The 21944-nt window shown below is 60.9% G+C and carries 16 protein-coding genes and 1 pseudogene; 13 read left to right on the top strand and 4 right to left on the bottom strand.

The annotated features are described in order from the left end of the window. The first annotated feature begins 109 nt into the window (after nucleotides 1-109). From xdhA to guaD, 4 genes are all read left to right on the top strand, one after another. Complete coding sequence (gene xdhA, locus E0D86_RS16100; RefSeq protein ID WP_131651056.1) at nucleotides 110-1582, top strand: xanthine dehydrogenase small subunit; 1473 nt, start codon at nucleotides 110-112, stop codon at nucleotides 1580-1582. Beyond that, entirely contained in the window at nucleotides 1575-3971 is a 2397-nt protein-coding gene (xdhB, locus tag E0D86_RS16095) for a xanthine dehydrogenase molybdopterin binding subunit (RefSeq protein ID WP_131651055.1), read from the top strand. Before xdhA ends, xdhB begins: the two co-directional genes overlap by 8 nt. A 169-nt stretch (nucleotides 3972-4140) precedes the next feature. Continuing rightward, entirely contained in the window at nucleotides 4141-4989 is an 849-nt protein-coding gene (gene xdhC, locus E0D86_RS16090; RefSeq protein WP_131651054.1) for a xanthine dehydrogenase accessory protein XdhC, read from the top strand. Nucleotides 4990-5121: 132 nt separating this feature from the next. Next, entirely contained in the window at nucleotides 5122-6426 is a 1305-nt protein-coding gene (guaD, locus tag E0D86_RS16085; RefSeq protein ID WP_131651053.1) for a guanine deaminase, read from the top strand. Nucleotides 6427-6787: 361 nt separating this feature from the next. Here the strand turns inward: guaD and E0D86_RS16080 are convergent, their stop codons facing one another. Beyond that, on the bottom strand, nucleotides 6788-7543 hold the full coding sequence (locus E0D86_RS16080) for a GntR family transcriptional regulator (protein ID WP_131651052.1): 756 nt from the start codon (nucleotides 7541-7543) through the stop codon (nucleotides 6788-6790). 368 nt (nucleotides 7544-7911) lie between these two features. Here E0D86_RS16080 and E0D86_RS16075 point away from each other — a divergent pair, with 368 nt between their 5' ends. After that, nucleotides 7912-9258, top strand: coding sequence for an NCS2 family permease (locus E0D86_RS16075; RefSeq protein ID WP_131651051.1), 1347 nt, complete (start codon nucleotides 7912-7914; stop codon nucleotides 9256-9258). A gap of 556 nt (nucleotides 9259-9814) precedes the next feature. On the opposite strand, the gene uraH is transcribed toward E0D86_RS16075, so the two are convergent. Next, on the bottom strand, nucleotides 9815-10168 hold the full coding sequence (gene uraH, locus E0D86_RS16070) for a hydroxyisourate hydrolase (RefSeq protein WP_131651050.1): 354 nt from the start codon (nucleotides 10166-10168) through the stop codon (nucleotides 9815-9817). A gap of 347 nt (nucleotides 10169-10515) precedes the next feature. Between uraH and puuE the strand changes: the two genes are divergently transcribed. From puuE to E0D86_RS16035, 7 genes are all read left to right on the top strand, one after another. Beyond that, entirely contained in the window at nucleotides 10516-11448 is a 933-nt protein-coding gene (puuE, locus tag E0D86_RS16065) for an allantoinase PuuE (RefSeq protein ID WP_131651049.1), read from the top strand. After that, entirely contained in the window at nucleotides 11445-11960 is a 516-nt protein-coding gene (uraD, locus tag E0D86_RS16060; RefSeq protein WP_131651048.1) for a 2-oxo-4-hydroxy-4-carboxy-5-ureidoimidazoline decarboxylase, read from the top strand. Before puuE ends, uraD begins: the two co-directional genes overlap by 4 nt. 136 nt (nucleotides 11961-12096) lie before the next feature. Continuing rightward, nucleotides 12097-12621: an ureidoglycolate lyase gene (locus tag E0D86_RS16055; protein ID WP_131651047.1), complete on the top strand. Its 525-nt coding sequence runs from the start codon at nucleotides 12097-12099 to the stop codon at nucleotides 12619-12621. A gap of 141 nt (nucleotides 12622-12762) precedes the next feature. Beyond that, entirely contained in the window at nucleotides 12763-14010 is a 1248-nt protein-coding gene (locus E0D86_RS16050; RefSeq protein ID WP_131651046.1) for a urate hydroxylase PuuD, read from the top strand. Between the two features lie 168 nt (nucleotides 14011-14178). Continuing rightward, entirely contained in the window at nucleotides 14179-15528 is a 1350-nt protein-coding gene (locus E0D86_RS16045) for a nucleobase:cation symporter-2 family protein (protein ID WP_131651045.1), read from the top strand. A gap of 307 nt (nucleotides 15529-15835) precedes the next feature. After that, nucleotides 15836-17335, top strand: coding sequence for a uracil-xanthine permease family protein (locus tag E0D86_RS16040; RefSeq protein WP_131651044.1), 1500 nt, complete (start codon nucleotides 15836-15838; stop codon nucleotides 17333-17335). A 75-nt stretch (nucleotides 17336-17410) separates the two neighbouring features. Beyond that, on the top strand, nucleotides 17411-18226 hold the full coding sequence (locus tag E0D86_RS16035; RefSeq protein ID WP_131651043.1) for an outer membrane protein OmpK: 816 nt from the start codon (nucleotides 17411-17413) through the stop codon (nucleotides 18224-18226). Between the two features lie 130 nt (nucleotides 18227-18356). Here the strand turns inward: E0D86_RS16035 and E0D86_RS22025 are convergent, their stop codons facing one another. Together E0D86_RS22025 and E0D86_RS22020 are read right to left on the bottom strand one after the other, a co-directional pair. Next, a complete protein-coding gene (locus E0D86_RS22025; RefSeq protein ID WP_371924087.1) occupies nucleotides 18357-19085 on the bottom strand; it encodes a methyl-accepting chemotaxis protein in 729 nt (242 codons plus the stop codon). Between the two features lie 129 nt (nucleotides 19086-19214). After that, nucleotides 19215-20243 (bottom strand): annotated as a pseudogene (locus tag E0D86_RS22020) (cache domain-containing protein); the annotation flags it as partial. 232 nt (nucleotides 20244-20475) lie between these two features. Here E0D86_RS22020 and E0D86_RS16025 point away from each other — a divergent pair. Then, nucleotides 20476-21936 carry a diguanylate cyclase gene (locus E0D86_RS16025; RefSeq protein ID WP_165914253.1) on the top strand — a complete coding sequence of 487 codons (1461 nt, stop codon included), beginning with the start codon at nucleotides 20476-20478 and terminating at the stop codon, nucleotides 21934-21936. The last annotated feature ends 8 nt before the right edge of the window (nucleotides 21937-21944 follow it).

Raw genomic sequence — 21944 nt, 5'->3', positions numbered from 1 at the left:
AGCGCACCTGTCGGGCGAATTGACTTTCCAGTCAGCTATTTGTTGACCTAAAAGTCAGATAAAGCTAATTTCCACGCCAGAGCCCAGAACAAAAAACCCCGGAGGTTCCGTGATCCAGTTCCTACTCAATCGAGAGCTGCGCCGTGAGCAGACTCTCGATCCGAATACCACCGTACTCGAATACCTGCGTGAATACCGCGGCAAGTCCGGTACCAAAGAAGGCTGTGCCTCCGGTGACTGCGGTGCCTGTACCGTAGTTGTGGGTGAGCTGGACGGCGACCGGCTGCGTTATCGCACGCTCAACTCCTGTCTGACCTTCGTTTCCGCCCTGCACGGCAAGCAACTGATCGTCGTCGAAGACCTGAAGGATCAAGGCCAGCTGCACAGCGTCCAGCAGGCGATGGTCGATTGCCATGGTTCGCAATGCGGCTTCTGCACCCCCGGCTTCGTCATGAGCCTGTTCGCCCTGCAGAAGAATCGCGCCGCGTCAGGCCGGGCCGCGTCAGGCGCCGTCAACGAATACGATCCGGCCCAGACCCACGAAGCCCTGGCCGGCAACCTCTGTCGCTGCACCGGCTACCGGCCGATTCTCGAAGCGGCCGAACAAGCCTGCCGCGACAAGCAGCCGGACCAGTTCGACGCGCGCGAAGCCGAAACCATCGCCCAGCTGAAAGCCATCGAACCGAACGAAACCGCCGAGCTGAACAGCGGCGACAAGCGCTGCCTATCGCCGCTCACAGTGAGCGATCTGGCCGAGATCTACAGCGCCAATCCTGATGCCCGTCTGCTGGCCGGTGGCACCGATCTGGCGCTGGAAGTCACTCAGTTCCACCGCGAACTGCCGGTGATGATCTACGTCGGGCACATCGCCGAGATGAAGAAAGTCGAAGTCACCGACAGCGGCATCGAAATCGGTGCCGCCGCCGCGCTGACCGATTGCTACGAAGCGCTGGCCCAGGAATATCCAGATTTCGGCGAGCTGCTGCATCGCTTCGCCTCCCTGCAGATCCGCAACCAGGGCACCCTGGGCGGCAACATCGGCAACGCCTCGCCCATCGGTGACTCGCCGCCGCTGCTGATCGCGCTCGGCGCCCAGGTGGTGCTGCGCAAGGGTGGCAACAGCCGCACCCTGCCGCTGCAGGATTACTTCATCGATTACAAGGTCACTGCTCGCGAGCAAGGCGAATTCATCGAGAAGATCATCGTTCCGCGCGCTCGACCGGATCAGATTTTCCGCGCCTATAAGGTGTCCAAACGACTGGACGATGACATTTCTGCCGTATGCGCAGCGTTCGATCTGCGTGTCGAGAATGGCGTGATCGCCGACGCACGGATCGCCTTCGGCGGTATGGCGGCGATTCCGAAGCGGGCGGCTGCCTGTGAGACCGCGCTGAATGGTGCGGCCTTCACCATCGAAACGGCCGAGCGCGCCTGCGAAGCCCTGGCCCAGGACTTCACGCCACTGACCGACTTCCGCGCCAGCCGCGAATACCGCCTGCTGGTTGCACAAAACCTGCTGCGCAAGTGCTTCCTGGAACAGCACGCACCGAAAACCGAAACGAGGGTGACCGCTTATGTCTAACCACAGCCTTGCCAAGACCCAGGAAGAAATCGCCGCCCTGTTCAAGCAGGACCTGGTCACCGGCGTCGGTCGGAGTGTCAAGCACGACAGCGCGGACAAGCACGTTTCCGGTGAAGCGGTATACGTTGACGACCGCCTGGAATTCCCAAACCAGCTGCACGTCTATGCGCGCATGAGCGATCGCGCTCACGCCCGCATCGTCAGCATCGACACCTCGCCCTGCTACCAGATTCCCGGTGTGGCCATCGCCATCACCGCCGAAGACGTGCCCGGCCAGCTGGACATCGGTCCGGTAGTCGCCGGCGACCCGCTGCTGGCGGACGGCAAGGTCGAGTACGTTGGCCAGCCGGTGATCGCCGTCGCCGCCGACAGCCTGGAGACCGCACGCAAGGCCGCCATGGCCGCGATCATCGAATACGAGGACCTGGAGCCGGTGCTCGATGTAGTCGACGCGCTGCGCAAGAAGCATTTCGTGCTCGACAGCCACACCCACAAGCGCGGCGATTCAGCGACGGCACTGGCTGCCGCGCCACGTCGCCTGCAAGGCACGCTGCACATCGGCGGGCAGGAACACTTCTACCTGGAGACGCAAATTTCCTCGGTGATGCCCACCGAAGACGGCGGCATGATCGTTTACACCTCGACGCAGAACCCCACCGAGGTGCAGAAACTGGTGGCCGAAGTCCTCGGCGTATCGATGAACAAGATCGTCATCGACATGCGCCGCATGGGTGGCGGCTTCGGCGGCAAGGAAACCCAGGCCTCGATGCCCGCCTGCATGTGCGCAGTGATTGCCCACCTCACCGGACGCCCGACCAAGATGCGCCTGCCGCGCATGGAAGACATGACCATGACCGGCAAGCGTCACCCCTTCTATGTCGAATACGACGTGGGCTTCGATGACGACGGCTTGCTGCAGGGCATTCAGATCGACCTGGCCGGCAACTGTGGCTATTCGCCGGACCTGTCGGGCTCAATCGTCGACCGCGCCATGTTCCACTCCGACAACGCCTACTACCTGGGCGATGCCACGATCCACGGCCATCGCTGCAAGACCAACCTGGCGTCCAACACTGCCTACCGCGGCTTTGGCGGTCCACAGGGCATGGTCGCCATCGAGGAGATCATGGACGCCGTCGCGCGTCACCTCGGCAAGGACCCGCTGGACGTGCGCAAGCGCAACTACTACGGCAAGACCGAGCGCAACGTCACGCCGTACTACCAGACCGTCGAACACAACATGCTCCAGGAGATGACCGCCGAGCTTGAGGCAAGCAGCGAATACGCTCGCCGCCGCGAGGAAATCCGTGCGTTCAATGCCAAGAGTCCGGTCCTGAAGAAGGGCCTGTCGTTGACGCCGGTGAAATTCGGCATCAGCTTCACCGCTACCTTTCTCAACCAGGCCGGCGCGCTGGTACACGTCTACACCGATGGCAGCATCCATCTGAACCACGGCGGCACCGAAATGGGCCAAGGCCTGAACATCAAGGTCGCGCAGGTCGTGGCCGAAGTGTTCCAGGTCGATATCGATCGCATCCAGATCACCGCCACCAACACCGACAAAGTGCCCAACACTTCGCCGACCGCTGCCTCCAGCGGTGCCGACCTCAACGGCAAGGCCGCGCAGAACGCCGCGCTGATCATCAAGCAGCGCCTGGTCGAATTCGCAGCACGGCACTACAAGGTCACCGAGGAAGATGTCGAGTTCAAGAACGGCCAAGTGCGCATCCGCGACCAGTTCGTATCGTTCGAAGAGCTGATCCAGCAGGCCTACTTCGGCCAGGTGTCGCTGTCCTCGACGGGCTTCTACCGCACGCCGAAGATCTTCTACGACCGCGACCAGGCGCGTGGCCGGCCGTTCTACTACTTCGCCTACGGCGCCGCCTGCTCGGAAGTGATCGTCGATACGCTGACCGGTGAGTACCGCATGCTGCGCAGCGATATCCTGCACGACGTCGGCGCCTCGCTGAACCCGGCCATCGACATCGGCCAGGTGGAAGGCGGCTTCGTCCAGGGCATGGGCTGGCTGACCATGGAAGAGCTGGTGTGGAATGACAAGGGCAAGCTGATGACCAGCGGCCCGGCCAGCTACAAGGTGCCGGCAGTGGCCGACATGCCGCTGGACCTGCGGGTCAAGCTGGTGGAAAACCGCAAGAATCCGGAAGACACGGTGTTTCATTCCAAGGCCGTCGGCGAGCCGCCGTTCATGCTCGGCATCTCGGTCTGGTGCGCGATCAAGGACGCCGTGGCCAGCCTGGCCGAATACAAGGCACAGCCGAAGATCGACGCGCCGGCGACACCCGAGCGCGTACTCTGGGGCGTGGAGCAGATGCGCAAGCTGAAGCAGAGCGCCACTGCGGCCGTAGCCACGGAAACGACACCGGCCTGACGGGCTGGAAGTCGGGCCCACCCTACAACAGAGTCGGATCGTATCGTAGGGTGGGCTTCAGCCCACCAAAGAGCGAACGTCAATGATGGGCCTCAGCGGAACGCCGCCCGGCCCACCAGAACACTACAACGGAAGAAGCGCTGCGCGGCGCTATCCGAAGGACAGAACCATGAGCAACACGGTCTGGATCGAAGCACTCGCTGACTTGCAGCAACGCGGCGAACCCTGCGTGCTAGTGACCATCATCGAGGAGCGCGGCTCGACGCCGCGCAATGCCGGCTCGAAGATGATCGTCAGCCGCGAGCGCCTGTTCGACACCATCGGCGGTGGCCACCTGGAGTACAAGGCACAGAAGATCGCCCGCGAAATGCTGGAAAACCGCGTGCGTGAAACCCGCCTCGAACGTTTTTCCCTCGGCGCCAGCCTGGGGCAATGCTGCGGCGGCGCGACCGTGCTGTTGTTCGAACCGATGGGCCAACCGCAAGCGCATATCGCCGTGTTCGGTGCCGGCCACGTGGGCCGTGCGCTGGTGCCGCTGCTGGCCAGCCTGCCGTGCAAGGTGCGCTGGATCGATTCGCGCGAGAGCGAATTTCCCGCGCAGATTCCGGCCGGCGTGGAGAAGGTGGTCAACGACGAGGTGGTGGATGAGGTGGAGAACATGCCCGCCGGCAGCTACTTCATCGTCATGACGCACAATCACCAGCTGGATCTTGAGCTGACCGCGGCGATCCTCGAACGCAACGATTTCACCTACTACGGCCTGATCGGTTCGAAGAGCAAGCGCGCCAAGTTCGAGCACCGCCTGCGCGATCGCGGCTTCCAGCCGGAGACCGTGCAGCGCATGCGCTGCCCGATGGGCATCGCCGAGGTGAAAGGCAAGCTGCCGGTCGAGATCGCCGTATCCATCTCCGGAGAAGTGATCGCCACGTACAACATGAATTTTGGTGAAAAAGCCCAGGACGGCGAAAAGCCCGTCCCGATGCTGGTGCCCGCCTCGCGCCGCTCGCAGAACGGCTGACCGAACGATCGCGCTTCTTTTGTGGAGGCGCGCCCCGCGGCGAAGCGGTCCGCTGGTCAGCCAGAGCTAAAAGCTTGGCCCCGAGCCGGGCCTTCCACACTATTCCCTCTATAACGATTTCCGAGAACCACCATGTCCCAAACCAAAGCCTACCGTGCCGCCCTGCTTCACAGCCTCGCCGATCCGCGCGAGGTGGGCATCGAGCAATCCCACGAATATTTCGAAGACGGCCTGCTGGTCGTCGAGGACGGCAAGGTAGCGCAGATTGGCAATGCGGCCGACCTGTTGTCCAAGCTGCCGGCCGGTACCGAGGTGATCGAGTACAAGGATGCGCTGATCACCCCCGGCTTCATCGACACACACATCCATTACCCGCAGACTGGCATGATCGCTTCGTATGGCGAGCAGCTGCTGGACTGGCTCAACACCTACACCTTCCCCACCGAGCGTGCCTTCGCCGACCCGGCCCATGCCGGCGAGGTTGCGAATGTCTTCCTGAACGAACTGCTACGCAACGGCACCACCACGGCACTGGTATTCGGCAGCGTGCACAAGGAATCGGTGGACGCCTTCTTCGAGGCCTGCGAAAAGCGCAACCTGCGAATGATCGCCGGCAAGGTGCTGATGGATCGCAATGCGCCGGACTACCTCACCGACACTGCCGAATCCGGTTACGCCGACAGCAAGAAACTGATCGAGCGCTGGCACGGCAAGGGCCGCCTGCATTACGCCGTCACGCCGCGCTTCGCACCGACCAGCACGCCGGAGCAACTGGCGCTGGCCGGCAAGCTGTTCAAGGAATACCCGGACCTCTACATGCACACCCACCTGTCCGAGAACCGCAAGGAGATCGAATGGGTGCGCGACCTGTTCCCCGAGCGCAAGGGTTACCTGGACGTCTATGACCACCACGGCCTAATCGGCGCGCGTTCAGTGTTCGCCCACGGCGTGCACCTGTGCGACGACGAATGCAAACGCCTCGGCGAAACCGGCTCGGCGGTGGCATTCTGCCCCACTTCCAACCTGTTCCTGGGCAGCGGCCTGTTCGATCTGGAGAAAGTCGAAGGCTTTGGCGTGCGCGTGGGTCTGGGTACCGACGTCGGCGCTGGCACCAGTTTCTCCCAGCTACAGTCGCTGAACGAGGCCTACAAGGTGATGCAGCTGCAAGGGAAGAAACTGGACCCATTCAAGTCGCTCTACCTCGCCACCCTGGGCGGCGCCCGCGCGCTGTATCTGGACGACCGGATCGGCAACCTGCAACCGGGCAAAGAAGCTGATTTCGTGGTGCTGGATTACAAGGCCACGCCGCTGATCGAGTACCGCCTGAAGCAGGCACGCAGCCTGGAAGAGCGACTCTTCGCCCTGATGATCCTCGGCGACGACCGCGCGGTGAAGGAAACCTACGCGGCCGGGGTTTCGGTGCACCGCAAGGCGTGATTCTCCAAGGCGCCTGGCACAGTACCAAGGCGGCGGTGCGCGGAGCGCACCCTACATGGAGCCCCATTCCAACTGCATCGTAGGGTGCGCTATGCGCACCTTGATCGTTCCCGCGCTCTGCGTGGGAACGCAGCCGGAGGCTCTCTGCCTAGAGGGACGGCGGAGCGTCCCGGACCTGTACCACACGGGGCGTGGGTACTATCAAATTTGATCGTCAGATGCCGGCGGGACGAAATTGCGCGCCTCGTCCGACATTCAAACTTCAGCATGTAGGGTGGGCTTTAGCCCACCAAGGCATACTTTGCTGTGGGCTGAAGCGGAACGCCGCCCGGCCCGCCCTATATTTAACGCAATACAGCCTTCAGCGCTTTTTCGCGGCTTTTCCCGCCTTCCCCAGAATGTGGGAAAACACCGCATGTAGATCATCCGAAGCGCTGTCCTCGTCGAGGTTGAGCTTGCTGTCGATGTGATCCATGTGGTGCAGCATCAGGCTCACCGCCTTCTCGCTGTCGCGAGCGGCGATGGCGTCGATCAGTTGGTTGTGTTCGTCGTACGAGCAATGCGAGCGGTTGCCACTTTCGTACTGGGCGATGATCAGCGAGGTCTGAGACACCAGACTGCGCTGGAAGCTCACCAACGGGGCATTCTTCGCCGCCTCTGCCAGTTTCAAGTGAAACTCGCCCGAGAGTCGAATACCGGCGCCGCGATCACCACGAGCGAAGCAATCCTGCTCATCGAGCACCATCTGTCGCAATTCGGCGAGTTGGTCCTCAGTAGCATGCTGTACCGCTAGCTCGGTGATTGCCCGCTCCACCAGGCGCCGCGCGAAGAAGATCTGCCGGGCTTCCTCGACGCTCGGGCTGGCGACCACCGCACCGCGGTTCGGGCGCAGCAGCACAACCCCTTCATGAGCCAGCCGCGACAGCGCGCGCCGGATGATGGTGCGACTCACGCCGAAAATTTCCCCCAGCGCTTCTTCGCTGAGCTTGGTGCCCGGTGCCAGCCGCTGTTCGAGAATAGCGTCGAAAATATGAGCGTAAACGATGTCGTCCTGGGTTCCGGTCCGGGCCTTGCCGTTTCGTGTCGGCTTTTTCAGAGGCTGCAGCTGTTCGTTCATGGTGACTCGCGTCAGAAATTTCGGCAGACCGAACTTTACTGCCTTCGGGACGTTGCTGGCAGTAGTCGATAGTCAAACAGGCAAATAAATAGCTGTTTATTGTGCACAATCAAGAAGAAACGTCGCCTCTTGGGAGTCCCCTCGGCCAGCAGCAAAGTCGCCGCACGGCTGAGAAGGATTTCTGCGGTGACGATTAACAGGCGGAAATCCTGCAAATCGAGTTGCAATTCTTGTATACAAAAGCATAATCGCGTCAAGCCTTCCTGACCTCTCGGTCAAAAAACCGAACAGGACGAGCCTAACCATCACCTGCCCTCGAGAGTACCGCGCTCTGGGTGATAGACAACAAGAACGATGAGGAACACCTTGTGGACACCACTAAGCAGGAACAGCAGACCGCCGCGCTGCAACCAAACAACCCCGGCTGGCTCGATCGATTCTTCAAACTCAGCGAACACCGCACCAGCGTCAAAACGGAACTGCTCGCTGGCCTGACAACGTTCGTCACCATGGCCTACATCATCTTCGTCAACCCGAACATCATGGCGGCTGCGGGCATCGACCACGGCGCGGCGTTCGTCGCGACCTGTGTCGGTGCCGCACTGGGCTGCCTGCTCATGGGGCTCTACGCCAACTGGCCGGTGGGCCTCGCACCGGGAATGGGCCTGAACGCCTTCTTCACCTACACGGTGGTCGGCGAGATGGGCTACAGCTGGGAAATCGCGCTGGGCGCGGTGTTCCTTTCAGGCCTCCTGTTCATGATCATGAGCCTGTCACGGCTACGCGAATGGCTGCTCAACAGCATTCCGATGAGCCTGCGCTTCGCCATGGGCGCTGGGGTCGGGCTGTTCCTCGGTCTGATCGGCCTGAAGACCGCCGGCATCGTCGTTGACAACCCGGCCACGCTGCTGTCCATGGGCTCCTTCGGCGAGCCCTCCGCTCTGCTGGCGGCGATCTGTTTCTTGATGATCGCTGTGCTCAGTCACCGCAATGTGTTCGGCGCGATCCTGGTCAGCATGCTCGCCGTCACTGGCATCGGCCTGGCCATGGGGCTGGTCGAATACAACGGGCTGGTGTCGATGCCGCCAAGCCTGGCGCCGACCTTCCTGGCGATGGACATTGCCGGTGCCTTCAACGTGGCGATGATCAGCGTCATTCTGGCGTTCCTGTTCGTCAACATGTTCGACACCGCCGGCACGCTGATGGGCGTCGCACATCGGGCGAATCTGGTGGACGACAACGGTCAGATCCAGAATCTCTCCCGCGCGCTGAAAGCCGACAGTACCTCCAGCGTCGCCGGTGCCTTTGTCGGCTGCCCGCCGGTTACAAGCTACGTGGAGAGCGCTGCGGGTGTGGCGGCCGGTGGCCGCACCGGTCTGACCGCGATCACTGTTGGCGTGCTGTTCCTCGCCGCCATGTTCTTCGCCCCGCTGGCCGGCATGATTCCCGCCTATGCCACCGCCGGCGCGCTGATTTACGTAGCGATGCTGATGATGAGCGGTATGGCGCACATCGACTGGAAGGACCATACCGATACCATCCCGGCCATTGTGACCGTGGTGATGATGCCGCTGACCTTCTCCATCGCCAACGGAATCGCCCTGGGCTTTCTGACCTACGCGACGCTGAAGATCCTGACGGGCCAGCGCGACAAGGTGTCGGTCAGCCTATACGTGCTCTGCGTGATCTTCATTGCCAAGTTCGCCTTCCTCTAAATCTGGCGGATCGCACGGCCCCATCGCTTCGGCGGTGGGGCTTTTTTGCGTTTTGGCTGGGGGATTTTCTATCAAGCAATGCTGTTCGCTTAATAAGCCCATAAAAGCAGCAGCCTCGTAGGATGGGCTTCAGCCCACGACTGCGGCCAGCAAAAATTCTGGTGGGCTGAAGCCCACCCCACGGAGCTGCATCTCATCGCGCACGGGTCGGTCCTGTAGGCATCGAGGCCGAGCGCGCCGCCGGTGGTTGCGCCTTGTCAGCATCATCCCTCCGTTCAACTAGGCGCCCTTCAGCCAGGATTAGCCTCGAGCCTCCTCCGGATTCACGGTAATCCGCGACACCCTGCCTCCGCTAACAACCCTTTGCCGTTATGTAGAGGGCTCTACATCACCGGCTCGCCACCACAGCGAATCGAACAGCACCAGTCACGGCGCAACGCGCCATGCCTGGCGCACGTACAAAAAAAACCCGCCAAAGAGGCGGGTCGAAGACTCAGAGAGTCAAGCTTTACGCATGGGAGAAAGCACTGCCGCTATCGTCGCGACAGTCAGCCGATCAGCTACCGCGATACGTAGAGTAGCTGTACGGAGAAATCAGCAGTGGCACGTGGTAATGATCCTGCTCGGCGCTGATGCCAAAGCGCAGAACGACCACATCCAGAAACGCCGGCTCGGGCAGTTGCACGCCACGGCCACGGTAATAGTCACCGGCACTGAACTGCAGCTGGTAAACACCGGAACGGTAGTCGTCCCCTTCCAGCAATGGTGAATCGCAACGGCCATCAGCATTCGTCTGGCGCGTGGTGATCAGCTCGAGGCGCTCGCCTTCGACCCGATAGAGTTCGATGCGGATGTCGCTGCCAGGGCAGCCGTGAGCGGCATCCAGTACATGAGTAGTCAAACGTCCCATAGATTCTGGCATCGCGGATCAACACCGCCGATGCCCGCCTCCTCTTGTGATTGGTGTGGACTGGGTTCGAGCATAGCATGCGTACAGGCTTTTGAAAGACAGATTTCATAAAAATTGTACACAATCTAGCACCCTTTTATCCTGCCTGCCGCTCTGCCCGTTGCAGAGCCCCTATCTAGAGCGTGCGCCTTTGAAGAACGAGCGTGGCAATCGCTGCCACCGAACGACACACGAGAAAAATTAAAGATTGGTGATTTACAAACTGCAAAACGTTTTGTATACAATTAACTCATGACGGTCGTACAGCAATTCACGGTGGCGACCCGTATTCAAATAAGGAATAACAAGTGAGCGCCGACTACCCTCGTGACCTTATCGGCTATGCCGAAAACCCACCCCATCCGCAATGGCCGGGCAATGCCCGCATCGCCCTGTCCTTCGTGCTCAATTACGAAGAAGGCGGCGAGCGCTGCGTATTGCATGGTGACAAGGAGTCCGAAGCCTTTCTCTCCGAGATGGTTTCTGCCCAGCCGTTCCAGGGCGTGCGTCACATGAGCATGGAGTCGCTCTACGAATACGGCAGCCGCGCCGGCGTCTGGCGCCTGCTCAAGCTATTTCGCAAGCACGATATTCCGCTGACTATTTTCGCCGTGGCCATGGCTGCGCAACGGCATCCGGACGTGATCAAGGCGATGGTCGCCGATGGTCACGAGATCTGCAGTCACGGCTATCGCTGGATCGACTACCAATACATGGACGAAGCCGAAGAGCGTGAGCACATGCTCGAGGCGATCCGTATCCTGACCAACCTCACCGGCGAGCGTCCGCTGGGCTGGTACACCGGCCGCACCGGGCCGAACACCCGCCGCCTGGTGCGTGAGGAAGGTGGTTTCCTCTACGACTCCGACACTTACGACGACGATCTGCCCTACTGGGACCCGGAATCCACGCCGGATAAGCCGCACCTGGTGATCCCCTACACGCTGGACACCAACGATATGCGCTTCACCCAGGTGCAGGGTTTCAACACCGGCGACGACTTCTTCAAGTACCTGAAGGATGCCTTCGACGTGCTCTACGCCGAAGGTACCGAGGGCGCGCCCAAGATGCTGTCCATCGGAATGCACTGCCGTCTGCTGGGTCGCCCGGCACGTCTGGCCGCACTGCAGCGCTTCGTCGAGTACGCCAAGAGTCACGAGCAGGTATGGTTCGCCCGCCGCGTTGATATCGCTCGCCACTGGCATGCCACCCTCCCTCTCAGACAGGAACCCGCCGCATGAGCCGTTTTCAGACATTGCAGCCTTCCAGCCTCGACCGCGACGCGTTCGTCGCTGCCTTCGCCGACATTTACGAGCATTCGCCCTGGGTCGCCGAGCAGGCTTATGACAAGGGAGTCGATGCCGGTCTCGACGACATCGAGACGCTGCATGCACGCATGGCCGACATACTCCTGAGCGCGCCGCGTGAAACGCAGCTGGCGCTGATCAATGCTCACCCTGATCTCGCCGGCAAGGCCGCGGTGCGTGGCGAGCTCACCGCATCGAGTACCTCCGAGCAGGCCGGAGCCGGCATCCATGAATGCACCGCCGAGGAATTCGCCCGTTTCACAGAGCTGAACGAGGCCTACAAGGACAAGTTCGGTTTCATCTTCATCATGGCGGTCAAGGGCAGCAACCGGCACCAGATTCTGGCGGCGTTCGAGGAACGTCTGCACAACACCCCGGAGCAGGAATTCGACCGGGCAGTGAGCGAGATCAACAAGATCGCGCTGTTCCGTCTGCAGACGATGTGAGCAGGCAGACGTAGGGTGGGCTTCAGCCCACCATGCATACAGCCGGCCTTGTTACGGTGGGCTGAAGCGGAGCGCCGCCCGGCCCACCCTACGGATAGGGCCTCGACCATACATAATTCAACAACGAGCACCAGCCATGCGCACACTCAAGATCGAACCGTTGACCAAGGAAGCCTTCGCCCCTTTCGGTGATGTGATCGAAACCGAAGGCAGCGACTACTTCATGATCAACAACGGTTCCACCCGCCGCTATCACAAGCTGGCGTCGGTAGAGACCGCGCAGCCGGAAGACCAGGCCATCATCAGCATCTTCGCCGCCGACGCGTTGGAGATGCCGCTGGCCATTCGCATGCTCGAACGACATCCGCTGGGCAGCCAGGCGTTCATTCCGCTGCTCGGCAACCCCTTTCTGGTCGTGGTCGCGCCACTTGGCGATGCACCTGTACCGGGACACGTCCGCGCCTTCCGCAGCAACGGCAGGCAGGGCGTCAATTACCACCGCGGCGTCTGGCACCACCCGGTGCTGACGATCGAAAAGCGGGATGAATTCCTGGTGGTCGATCGCAGCGGTTCTGGCAACAACTGCGACGAGCATTTTTTCACCGAGGACGAGCTGGTTCTCCTCGACCCCCACCGGGACTCCGAGCAAGCGACCGATTGATCGACCAAGCGCCACGCCGGCACGGTTGCCGCGCACGACCGACGCCGGACATACGCGCCGCCGAACAAGCGGAACACTTGCAACGAGTCGAATAAGAAGAAACAACCGGCTGGTGCGCCAGCCGTGCAAGAGGTAATTATCGTGGAAGCACATCTGACCGAATGGCTGAACCTGAGTATTCGCTGGATTCATATGATCGTCGGTATCGCCTGGATCGGTGCCTCGTTCTACTTCGTCTGGCTGGAAAACAACCTTAACCGTGCCAACCCCCGAGAAGGCCTGTCCGGCGATCTCTGGGCGATCCACGGCGGTGGTATCTACCACCTGGAAAAATACAAACTCGCACCGCCGCAAATGCCGGAGAACCTGCACTGGTTCAAGTGGGAGGCCTATACCACCTGGCTATCGGGCGTCGCCCTGCTGATGGTGGTCTATTATCTCAACCCCAGCCTTTACCTGGTTCTGCCAGGCAGCGACCTCTCTCCCGCTGCAGCGGTCGCCATTGGCTTCGGTTCGCTGATCGTCGGCTGGTTCATCTATGACCTGCTCTGCGACTCGCCACTGGGCAAGACACCGGCGCTGCTCGGCCTGGTCCTGTTCGTTCTGGTGATCGCCGCTTGCTGGGGCTATTCGCAGATCTTCAGCGGTCGCGCTGCCTACATCCATACCGGCGCACTGATCGGCACCATCATGGTCGGCAACGTGTTCCGTATCATCATGCCGGCCCAGCGCGCACTGGTCGCCGCCATCGAGCAGAACCGCACGCCCGATCCGCTGTTGCCGGCCAAGGGTCTGCTGCGCTCGCGTCACAACAACTATTTCACCCTGCCGGTGCTGTTCATCATGATCAGCAACCACTTCCCGAGCACCTACGGCAGCCAGTACAACTGGTTGATCCTGGCCGCACTCGGCGCGTTGTCGGTACTGGTACGCCACTACTTCAACACCCGCCACGACAGCAACCGCTTCGCCTGGGCCTTGCCCGCCGCCGCAGTCGGCATGATCTGCCTGGCTTTCGTGCTGTCGCCGAACCGCCAGCCCGCTGCACCCAACCTGGCCGCCACCTCCCCGGAGCAAGCGAGCATGTCCGCGCAGCAAAGCGGCACCGCGAGCGCCGAAGCCGGCAATAGCGAGTTCGCCGAGGTCAAGCAGGTGATCAACGAGCGCTGCACTGTGTGCCATGCCGCCCAGCCGAGCAGCCCGCTATTCAGCGCGCCACCCGCCGGGGTCATGTTCGACACGCCTGAGCAGATCAAACTGCAGGCCGCGAAGATTCATGCGCAGACCGTGGCCAGCCAGATCATGCCGCTGGGCAACATGACCAACATGACTCAGGAAGAGCGCGACTTGCTCGGTGCCTGGATCGACAAGGGCGCGCAGATCAACTGATCGTGCCCGCAGGCCGCGCTTTCGAGCGCGGCTTTTTTTTATCCATTACTACCTCATGAATAGCCGTAACAGGGTTCTGCCCTAGCAGAATCACAGCTCGAATATCAGTCCCGCACGTTCAGCGGGGCCACGCGACATCCAATAACAAAAGCGTCCGAGGTGTTTTGCATGAACGATGTAACCCAGCGGGAAACCGCGCCCGTTACAGAAAAGCAGCTGCCTTTGTTGCAGATGCTGCTGGTGAGTTTTCAGCACGTATTGCTGATGTATGGCGGGGCTGTCGCCGTACCGCTGATCGTCGGCCAGGCTGCCGGCCTTTCTCGCGAGGAAATCGCTTTCCTGATCAATGCCGATCTACTGGTGGCGGGTATTGCCACGATCGTTCAATCCATGGGGATCGGTCCGGTCGGCATTCGCATGCCGGTGATGATGGGCGCCAGTTTCGCTGCGGTCAGCAGCATGGTTGTCATGGCCGGCATGCCCGGTGTCGGCATGACGGGTATCTTCGGCGCGACCATCGCCGCCGGCTTCTTCGGGCTGCTGATCGCACCCTTCGTCTCCAAGATCGTCCGTCTTTTTCCGCCGCTGGTGACCGGCACGGTGATTACCGCCATCGGCCTATCGCTGTTCCCCGTAGCAGTGAACTGGGCCGGCGGCGGCAGCACCACCGGCCAGTTCGGCGCCTTGCCCTATCTCGGCGTGGCGGCTGCGGTGTTGACTGTGATTTTGCTGATCAACCAATTCATGCGCGGCTTCTGGGTCAACGTCTCGGTACTGGTGGGCATGGCGTTGGGTTACGTGCTGGCGGCCAGCCTGGGAATGGTCAACCTGTCGGGCATCAACTCGGCGCCGGCGTTCCAGGTGGTCACGCCGAATCACTTCGGCGCACCGCAATTCCTCCTCGCACCGATCCTCTCGATGTGTCTGGTGGTGGTGATCATATTCGTCGAGTCGGCCGGTATGTTTCTCGCGCTGGGCAAGATCACGGGACAGGAAGTCGACCCCAGGCAGCTGCGCCGCGGCCTGCTGTGCGATGCCGGTGCGACTTTCTTTGCCGGCTTCATGAACACCTTCACGCATTCGTCGTTCGCGCAGAACATCGGCCTGGTGCAGATGACCGGCGTGCGCAGCCGCTACGTGACCGCCGTTGCCGGACTGTTCCTGATCAGCCTTAGCCTGCTTCCAAAGGCCGCGTTCATGGTCGCCTCGATTCCTGCGGCGGTCTTGGGCGGCGCCGGCATCGCCATGTTCGGCATGGTCGCAGCCACGGGCATCAAGATTCTGCAGGAAGCCGATATCGGTGACCGTCGCAACCAGCTGCTGGTCGCGGTGAGCATCGGTCTGGGCATGGTGCCTGTAGTCCGTCCCGAGTTCTTCGCGCACCTGCCGCACTGGATGGAGCCCATCACCCACAGCGGAATCGCCGTAGCCACCATCAGCGCAGTGACGCTGAACCTGCTGTTCAACGTGCTCGGCGGGCCGGAGCGCAATGCGCTGACCGGTGCGGCTCAACACTGATCCATGACGGAGCGCGCCGCGACGGAACGCGGCGCCGACGAAAGCTCGCCACCAAACTGCACCACCCTGCCGGACACTAACGCCAGCGCTAAACCAACCGCACTACCCACCCGATCGGGCGCCGCTCGTCTTCTATTTGCGCTCGTCGAAATTGTGCACAATATTGAAATTAATTGTTTAACCGCATGTTCACAGGTTGCTATAGTCAGCTCATCCTGACCGCCGGAACAACTTTCGGCGACCAGCGATCGGGGTCCGTGCAGCCCCAAAGCCCATGACCGAACAATAACTAATGGCAGGCTTGACCATGACCGCAACCGAATCCAGGAGCGGTGACGCTCCCAACCAGGACCTGATCTATCAACTCGAGGATCGCCCGGGTCCGCTTCCCGCCACATTTGCCGCCATCCAGCACGTGCTGGCCAGTTTCGTTGGCGTCATCACTCCGACCCTGATCATTGGCAGCGTGCTTGGTCTGGGCGAATACGTGCCCTATCTGGTGAGCATGGCGCTGTTCGTGTCCGGCCTCGGCACCTTTATCCAGGCCAAACGGGTTGGCCCGGTCGGCGCTGGCATGCTCTGCTTACAGGGCACCAGTTTCGGCTTTCTCAGCGTGATCCTGGCGGCAGGCTTCATCGTCAAGGGTCGCGGCGGCAGCCCCGAAGAAATCCTGGCCACGCTGTTCGGTGTCGGTTTCTGCGCCGCCTTCGTGGAGATCGGGGTAAGTCAGTGCATCCATCGACTACGCCGGATCATCACGCCGGTGGTTACCGGCACCATCATCTGTCTGATGGGCCTGTCGCTGATCAAGGTTTCGATGACGGATATTGCCGGCGGCTACGGGGTTGAAAACCCAGGCGAGCTGCACAACCTGGCGCTGGCTGGGCTAGTGCTTGGCACTATCATTCTGCTCAACCGCTTCGGTATGCCACTGCTGCGGCTGTCGGCAGTGATCGTCGCCTTGGCGGTAGGCTACTTTGCTGCCTGGATGATGGGCATGGTGGATTTTTCAAGTCTCGCGGCGCTCCCGGCAGTTAGCGTGCCGCAGCCGTTCAAGTTCGGCTTCGCCTTCGACTGGATGGCCTTCATTCCGATCGCAGTGATTTTCCTGATCACACCTCTGGAAACTGCGGGTGACCTGACAGCCAACTCGATGATTTCGCGCCAGCCGGTCAAGGGTCCCCTGTACATGAAGCGCATCAAGGGTGGCATCCTGGGCGACGGCTGCAGTTCGCTGCTGGCGGCAACCTTCAACAGCCTGCCGATGACGACTTTCAGCCAGAACAACGGTGTGATCCAACTGACCGGCGTCGCCAGCCGCCATGTCGGGCTGTATATCGCTGGCATCTTGATTCTGCTGGCGCTGTTCCCGGCAGTGGGCGGCGTACTGCAGTTGATGCCCAAACCGGTCCTCGGCGGTGCCACGCTGATCATGTTCGGCACTGTCGCGATCGCCGGGATCAAGATCCTCGCCGAAGCAGGCCTGAACCGCCGCAACATGCTCATCGTCGCCATCTCATTGGGTCTCGGGCTGGGCGTGGCTGCGGTACCGGATGTGCTGAACAATCTGCCCGAGGTATTGAAGAACATCTTCGGCTCGCCGATTACCATTGGCGCCTTCAGCGCAATCCTGCTCAATTTCATCCTGCCTCGCGAACCGGAGGAACTGGACGACTATGACCCCGACAACCTGATCGAGGATTCGGTCGGCACCAATACCCTGGCGGTCAACATCCCGGATTATTCGAAGGTTGCACCGAAGGCGACCAGCAACGATCCCTCAGCGCACCTGACACCAACGGGCTGATCAGCCCTGGCGCCAGGGCACCACGGTGCCCTGGCAGCACTGCATTCACAACAACAAAACCAAAGGGCACTCCGCATGAACTTCAAACTCGCTCCTCTTTCGCTGGCGCTGGCTGGCAGTCTGCTTGCCGCTCCGGCCTTCGCCGAGATGCATTGGCAGAACAACAGCCTGACGTACCTGTACGGCAAGGATTTCAAGATCAACCCAGATATCCAGCAGACGATCACGTTCGAACATGCCAGCGGCTGGAGTTGGGGCGACATGTTCCTGTTCGTCGATAACATCTGGTACAACGGCGTCAGCGGCAGTGATGGGCATACCTACTACGGCGAGTTTGCCCCGCGCCTGTCATTGGGCAAGATCACGGGTCAGGAAATGTCCTTCGGCCCGATCAAGGATGTGCTCCTGGCAGCCACTTACGAGCGCGGCGAAAGCACCGACGGGGTCCCGAACCAGAACTACTTGCTTGGCCCGGCCGTCGACCTGGATGTGCCAGGCTTCGATCGTCTGGCGATCAACGTCTACTACCGCAAGCCCGACGGCACCACAGGCAAACCGTCCGGCCAATGGCAGGTCACCCCGACTTGGGCCATGACTTTCCCGGTAGGCAAGTCCGACATTCTCTTCGATGGTTATATCGACTGGGTAGTCAACGATGCCGGCTCCGAGAGCCGCGGCGATTTCATCTCGAAAAACCTGCACATCAACCCGCAGATCAAATATGACTTGGGCAAGGCGCTCGACGGCGAGCCCGGCAAGCTCTACGTGGGTATCGAGTACGACTACTGGTCCAACAAATATGGCATCGAGGACGGCGGGTTCGTTAGTGAGAACTTCGTTGGCCCAACCGACCAGAACACCTTTAGCTTGCTGGTGAAAGCGCACTTCTGACGATACGGTCAGTTGATGAATACAAAGAAGGCAGCCGATGGCTGCCTTCTTTGTTTCTGCACGATTCATTTGCCGGACATACTCATCCTGTAAATGAAGGGCGCCAGTTCTCCCCGGCGCCCTTCGCTCATCACAACTTGAAACTGCCCATCTGCCGGCTCAGATCGTCCGCCAGGCGACTCAGCGCATGACAGTCCTCGCGGCAACCCTGCACATCGCTGGCAGTCGCCTGGGCGAGGTCGGCGATACCCTGGACGTTGCGAGTGATTTCTTCGGTCACGCTGCTCTGCTCTTCGGTCGCCGCAGCCACCTGAGCGTTCATGTCGCTGATCGCTTCGACCTGCTCGGTGATGGCGTTCAATGACTGGCCGGTAAGCTGGCTGGCTTGCACACCGGTACCGGTGGCAGCCTGTCCGGCATGCATCGAGCTGACCGCGTTGTCCGCACCGCTCTTGAGGCCTTGAATCATCTGCTGAATTTCATCTGTCGATGCCTGGGTGCGACTGGCCAGGGTGCGCACCTCATCGGCGACGACCGCGAAGCCACGTCCCATTTCTCCGGCACGTGCCGCTTCGATGGCGGCATTAAGCGCCAGCAGGTTGGTCTGTTCCGAGATGCTGCGGATCACGGCCAGCACCTTATCGATGGACGCCACCTGCTGAGCCAGATCGGTGACCGATTCAGCGGCATGGCCAATCTCACCGGACATCTTCTCGATGTGCGCGATGGACTCTCCAACCACCTTGCCCGCCTGCAGCGCCTCATCACGCGCACCTTGCGAGGCGTGCGCGGCGCTGCTGGCGTTGCGGGCGATCTCCTGCACCGTCAGACCCATTTCGTTGACGGCTGTGGCGACCATGTCGGTCATCTCGTTCTGGCGCTCGGCACGAGTTGCGGTGTTGTCGACCACTTCCGCCACCTGTCCCACCGCGGTACGCAACTGCTGGCTGGTACTCAGCACGTCGCCGATAAGACCGCGCAGGCTGCCAATGAAACGGTTGAAGCCACGCGCCAGGTCACCCAGCTCATCGGCACGGCTCTCGTCAAGCCGACGGGTCAGGTCGCCACCACCGCCACCGATTTCCACTAGCGCCGAGGTCACCTGGCGAATAGGCCGGACCAGCCCGCGTGCCAGCAGTACCACCAGCCCCAGGAAGAACAGCGCGATACAGGCGGCGATCAGGCTGATGGTCCACAGCGTACGTCGCGCTTCACCGAAGATCTCCGCCTCGGGAACCTCGCTTACCAGTAACCAGCCCAGGCCTTCGATCGGTTGGGCCACTGCAAGGATGACCTCGCCGTCACGCTCGAAACGTATCGCCTTGTTGGCGCCGGCAAGCAGTTCCTGGGCCGCTTGCGCGCCGGTCAAGGTGCGAAGCTCGGTACGATCATTGTGCTCGGTAGCCGGATGAACCTTGACCCGGCCATCGCTGCCGACCAGATAGACATTCCCACGCTCGCCGAAACGGAAATTGCTGATCAGCTCGGACATGCTTTTCAGGCTGTATCCAAGCCCCGCCACGCCGAGGATCTTTCCACCGGAACTGATGCGTTGATTGATGAACAGCGTTGGCTGGCGCGAGGCCTTGTCGATGTCGATCTCGATGCGCTGTTCGATGTTGCCGTCGATCAGGCTGTAGAACCAGCTGTCGGCAGCAGCACTGCGGTTGAGCGTACGTGACAGGCCCGTCTCGGAGTAGTAGTTGCCGCTCTCCAGCACCACGACAGAGGTCGTCAGCGCGTTCTGCTGCATCTTCACACCGTCGAGGTAGCGGCTGATAGCGGCCGCCTGGTCCGCGCTCTCGCCATCGCGCATCCACTCCTGCACGAAGATATTGCCGGCAATGCCGCTCGTCGCGGTGATCGGCTCCGCCAGGGTGCGTTGGATATCGTTACGGATCGCTGTGACGTTGGCTGGCAGCGCTTCTCCGATCAGATAGCGTTCCGCCAGGCGATTGACCGCCGAGGAATAAACGGCGATGACGATCAGAATACTTGTGAGCAGGGCCGCCCCCATACTCACGATCAACTGCCACTGAATACTGCGTCGCATGAAAGGCATGGAGGTATCTCGCTTTGTTTTTTCTTAACGTACACATTTCATTGCTGAAATGTATACGAAATATTAGCTTCTAGAGCTTAAATGGCTATCGGCCAGGTTTCTGATGCCTTTAGATACCGTCCGGCGGCTCGGCAATCGCGCCCAGGCAAAGCGCCTCGCCAGCATTAGTCGGCTACAAGGGGAATGGATGTATCAACCGAATCTGAAGCAGACCACGCTGTTGACGCTGCTTGCCTTCATCATTGGGCTAGGCTTCTTGATCGCGACCATCGCCAATTACTTCGCGTCGCGCGACACCATTCGCCACAGCATCATCGGCACCGAGCTTCCCTTGACGGCAGACGTGATCTCCCTGGAACTGCAAAAGGATCTGGTCAAGCTGGTCCAGGTCGCCTCCGCCATGGCCGAAGATCCGTTGCTGCTCGACTGGGTGGATCAGGGTGAGCGCAACACGAAGCTGATCACTCGCTACCTTCAAGCCATCAAGAAGCGTTACGACACGTCAAACGCCTTCTTCGCCTCTGATCGCTCGCAGATCTACTACACCGATGATGCACACCAGCCCATGCGGCCCGATGAGCCGGCGCACCACTGGTTCTACCGTTTCGAAGGTGCCGGGACGCCTTGGGAAGTTGTCGTGGACATCCGGCGTCTGACCCTGTTTCTCAACTATCGAATGACAGCAAGTGATGGCTCGTTCCTCGGTGTGGCCGGGGTCGGTATGAGTCTGGATCGCATGCGTCATCTGATGGATACCTATCAACGGCGCTATCAGCGCACCATTTACTTCGTCGACAGCCAGCAGAACGTCGTCGTAACCGGTAGCGAAGCTGGGTCGGAAGAGATTCCGCGCGGTGCTCATCTGAGCGATATCCCCGCACTGGCCGACCTCAAGCAGCAGTTACCCGAGCTGCGGACCGGCTCGTTCCTTTACCGAAGCGATGGCGAGCAGCATTTCATCAACATCCGCTACATCCCCGAGTTGAAGTGGTATCTGATGGTGGACAAGCGCGAAAGCAACGTCATGGCGCCGGTACAGCGCAGCCTTTGGATCAATCTGCTGATCGGATTCAGCGTCATGCTGATAGTGCTCGGGCTGGTCGGTTCGATCAGCCGCCGCTACCTGCAACGCATCGAGGCCATGGCCATTCACGATGCGCTGACCGACTTGCTCAACCGGCGCGGCTTCGGCCTGGTCGCCGAGCAGGCGATGCTCGAAGCAAAACGCCAGCGTAGCGACCTTTGCGTACTGATCCTGGATCTCGACCACTTCAAGACGTTCAACGATACCTACGGCCACCTCGGGGGCGACTTTCTGTTGCGCAGCTTCGCCAGGCTACTGGCCCGACAAATACGCCAGAGCGACTTGATATCGCGCTGGGGTGGCGAGGAGTTCGTGATCATGTTCAAGGACACCGATCTGGCCACCGCACTGGCGCTAGCGGAGAAAATCCGTGCAGCCACCGAGGCTGCGACATTCGACTTCGAAGGTACGCCATTGCGAGTGACGGTCAGCATAGGCGCAGCCCAACTGTCACCGGGCGGTAACCTGGAGTCTCTGCTGGGCGCCGCCGATCGTGCCTTGTATCGGGCGAAAAATGGCGGACGCAACCAGGTTTGCAGCGCAACGGGCATAGCTGCCAATTGATCGTCGCT

Source organism: Pseudomonas sp. IC_126 (assembly GCF_004331835.1).
In the GTDB taxonomy this organism is placed as follows: Bacteria; Pseudomonadota; Gammaproteobacteria; order Pseudomonadales; family Pseudomonadaceae; genus Stutzerimonas.
This window is presented reverse-complemented; position numbering and strand designations above follow the sequence as displayed.

Coding starts and splice junctions, on each gene's coding strand:
- uraH (WP_131651050.1), bottom strand. CDS start 10,168: ATGGGACGTTTGACTACTCATGTACTGGATGCCGCTCACGGCTGCCCT.
- E0D86_RS16080 (WP_131651052.1), bottom strand. CDS start 7,543: ATGAACGAACAGCTGCAGCCTCTGAAAAAGCCGACACGAAACGGCAAG.
- E0D86_RS22025 (WP_371924087.1), bottom strand. CDS start 19,085: ATGGTCGCCACAGCCGTCAACGAAATGGGTCTGACGGTGCAGGAGATC.
- xdhC (WP_131651054.1), top strand. CDS start 4,141: ATGAGCAACACGGTCTGGATCGAAGCACTCGCTGACTTGCAGCAACGC.
- E0D86_RS16040 (WP_131651044.1), top strand. CDS start 15,836: ATGACCGCAACCGAATCCAGGAGCGGTGACGCTCCCAACCAGGACCTG.
- xdhB (WP_131651055.1), top strand. CDS start 1,575: ATGTCTAACCACAGCCTTGCCAAGACCCAGGAAGAAATCGCCGCCCTG.
- guaD (WP_131651053.1), top strand. CDS start 5,122: ATGTCCCAAACCAAAGCCTACCGTGCCGCCCTGCTTCACAGCCTCGCC.
- E0D86_RS16045 (WP_131651045.1), top strand. CDS start 14,179: ATGAACGATGTAACCCAGCGGGAAACCGCGCCCGTTACAGAAAAGCAG.
- E0D86_RS16025 (WP_165914253.1), top strand. CDS start 20,476: ATGTATCAACCGAATCTGAAGCAGACCACGCTGTTGACGCTGCTTGCC.
- E0D86_RS16035 (WP_131651043.1), top strand. CDS start 17,411: ATGAACTTCAAACTCGCTCCTCTTTCGCTGGCGCTGGCTGGCAGTCTG.
- uraD (WP_131651048.1), top strand. CDS start 11,445: ATGAGCCGTTTTCAGACATTGCAGCCTTCCAGCCTCGACCGCGACGCG.
- E0D86_RS16055 (WP_131651047.1), top strand. CDS start 12,097: ATGCGCACACTCAAGATCGAACCGTTGACCAAGGAAGCCTTCGCCCCT.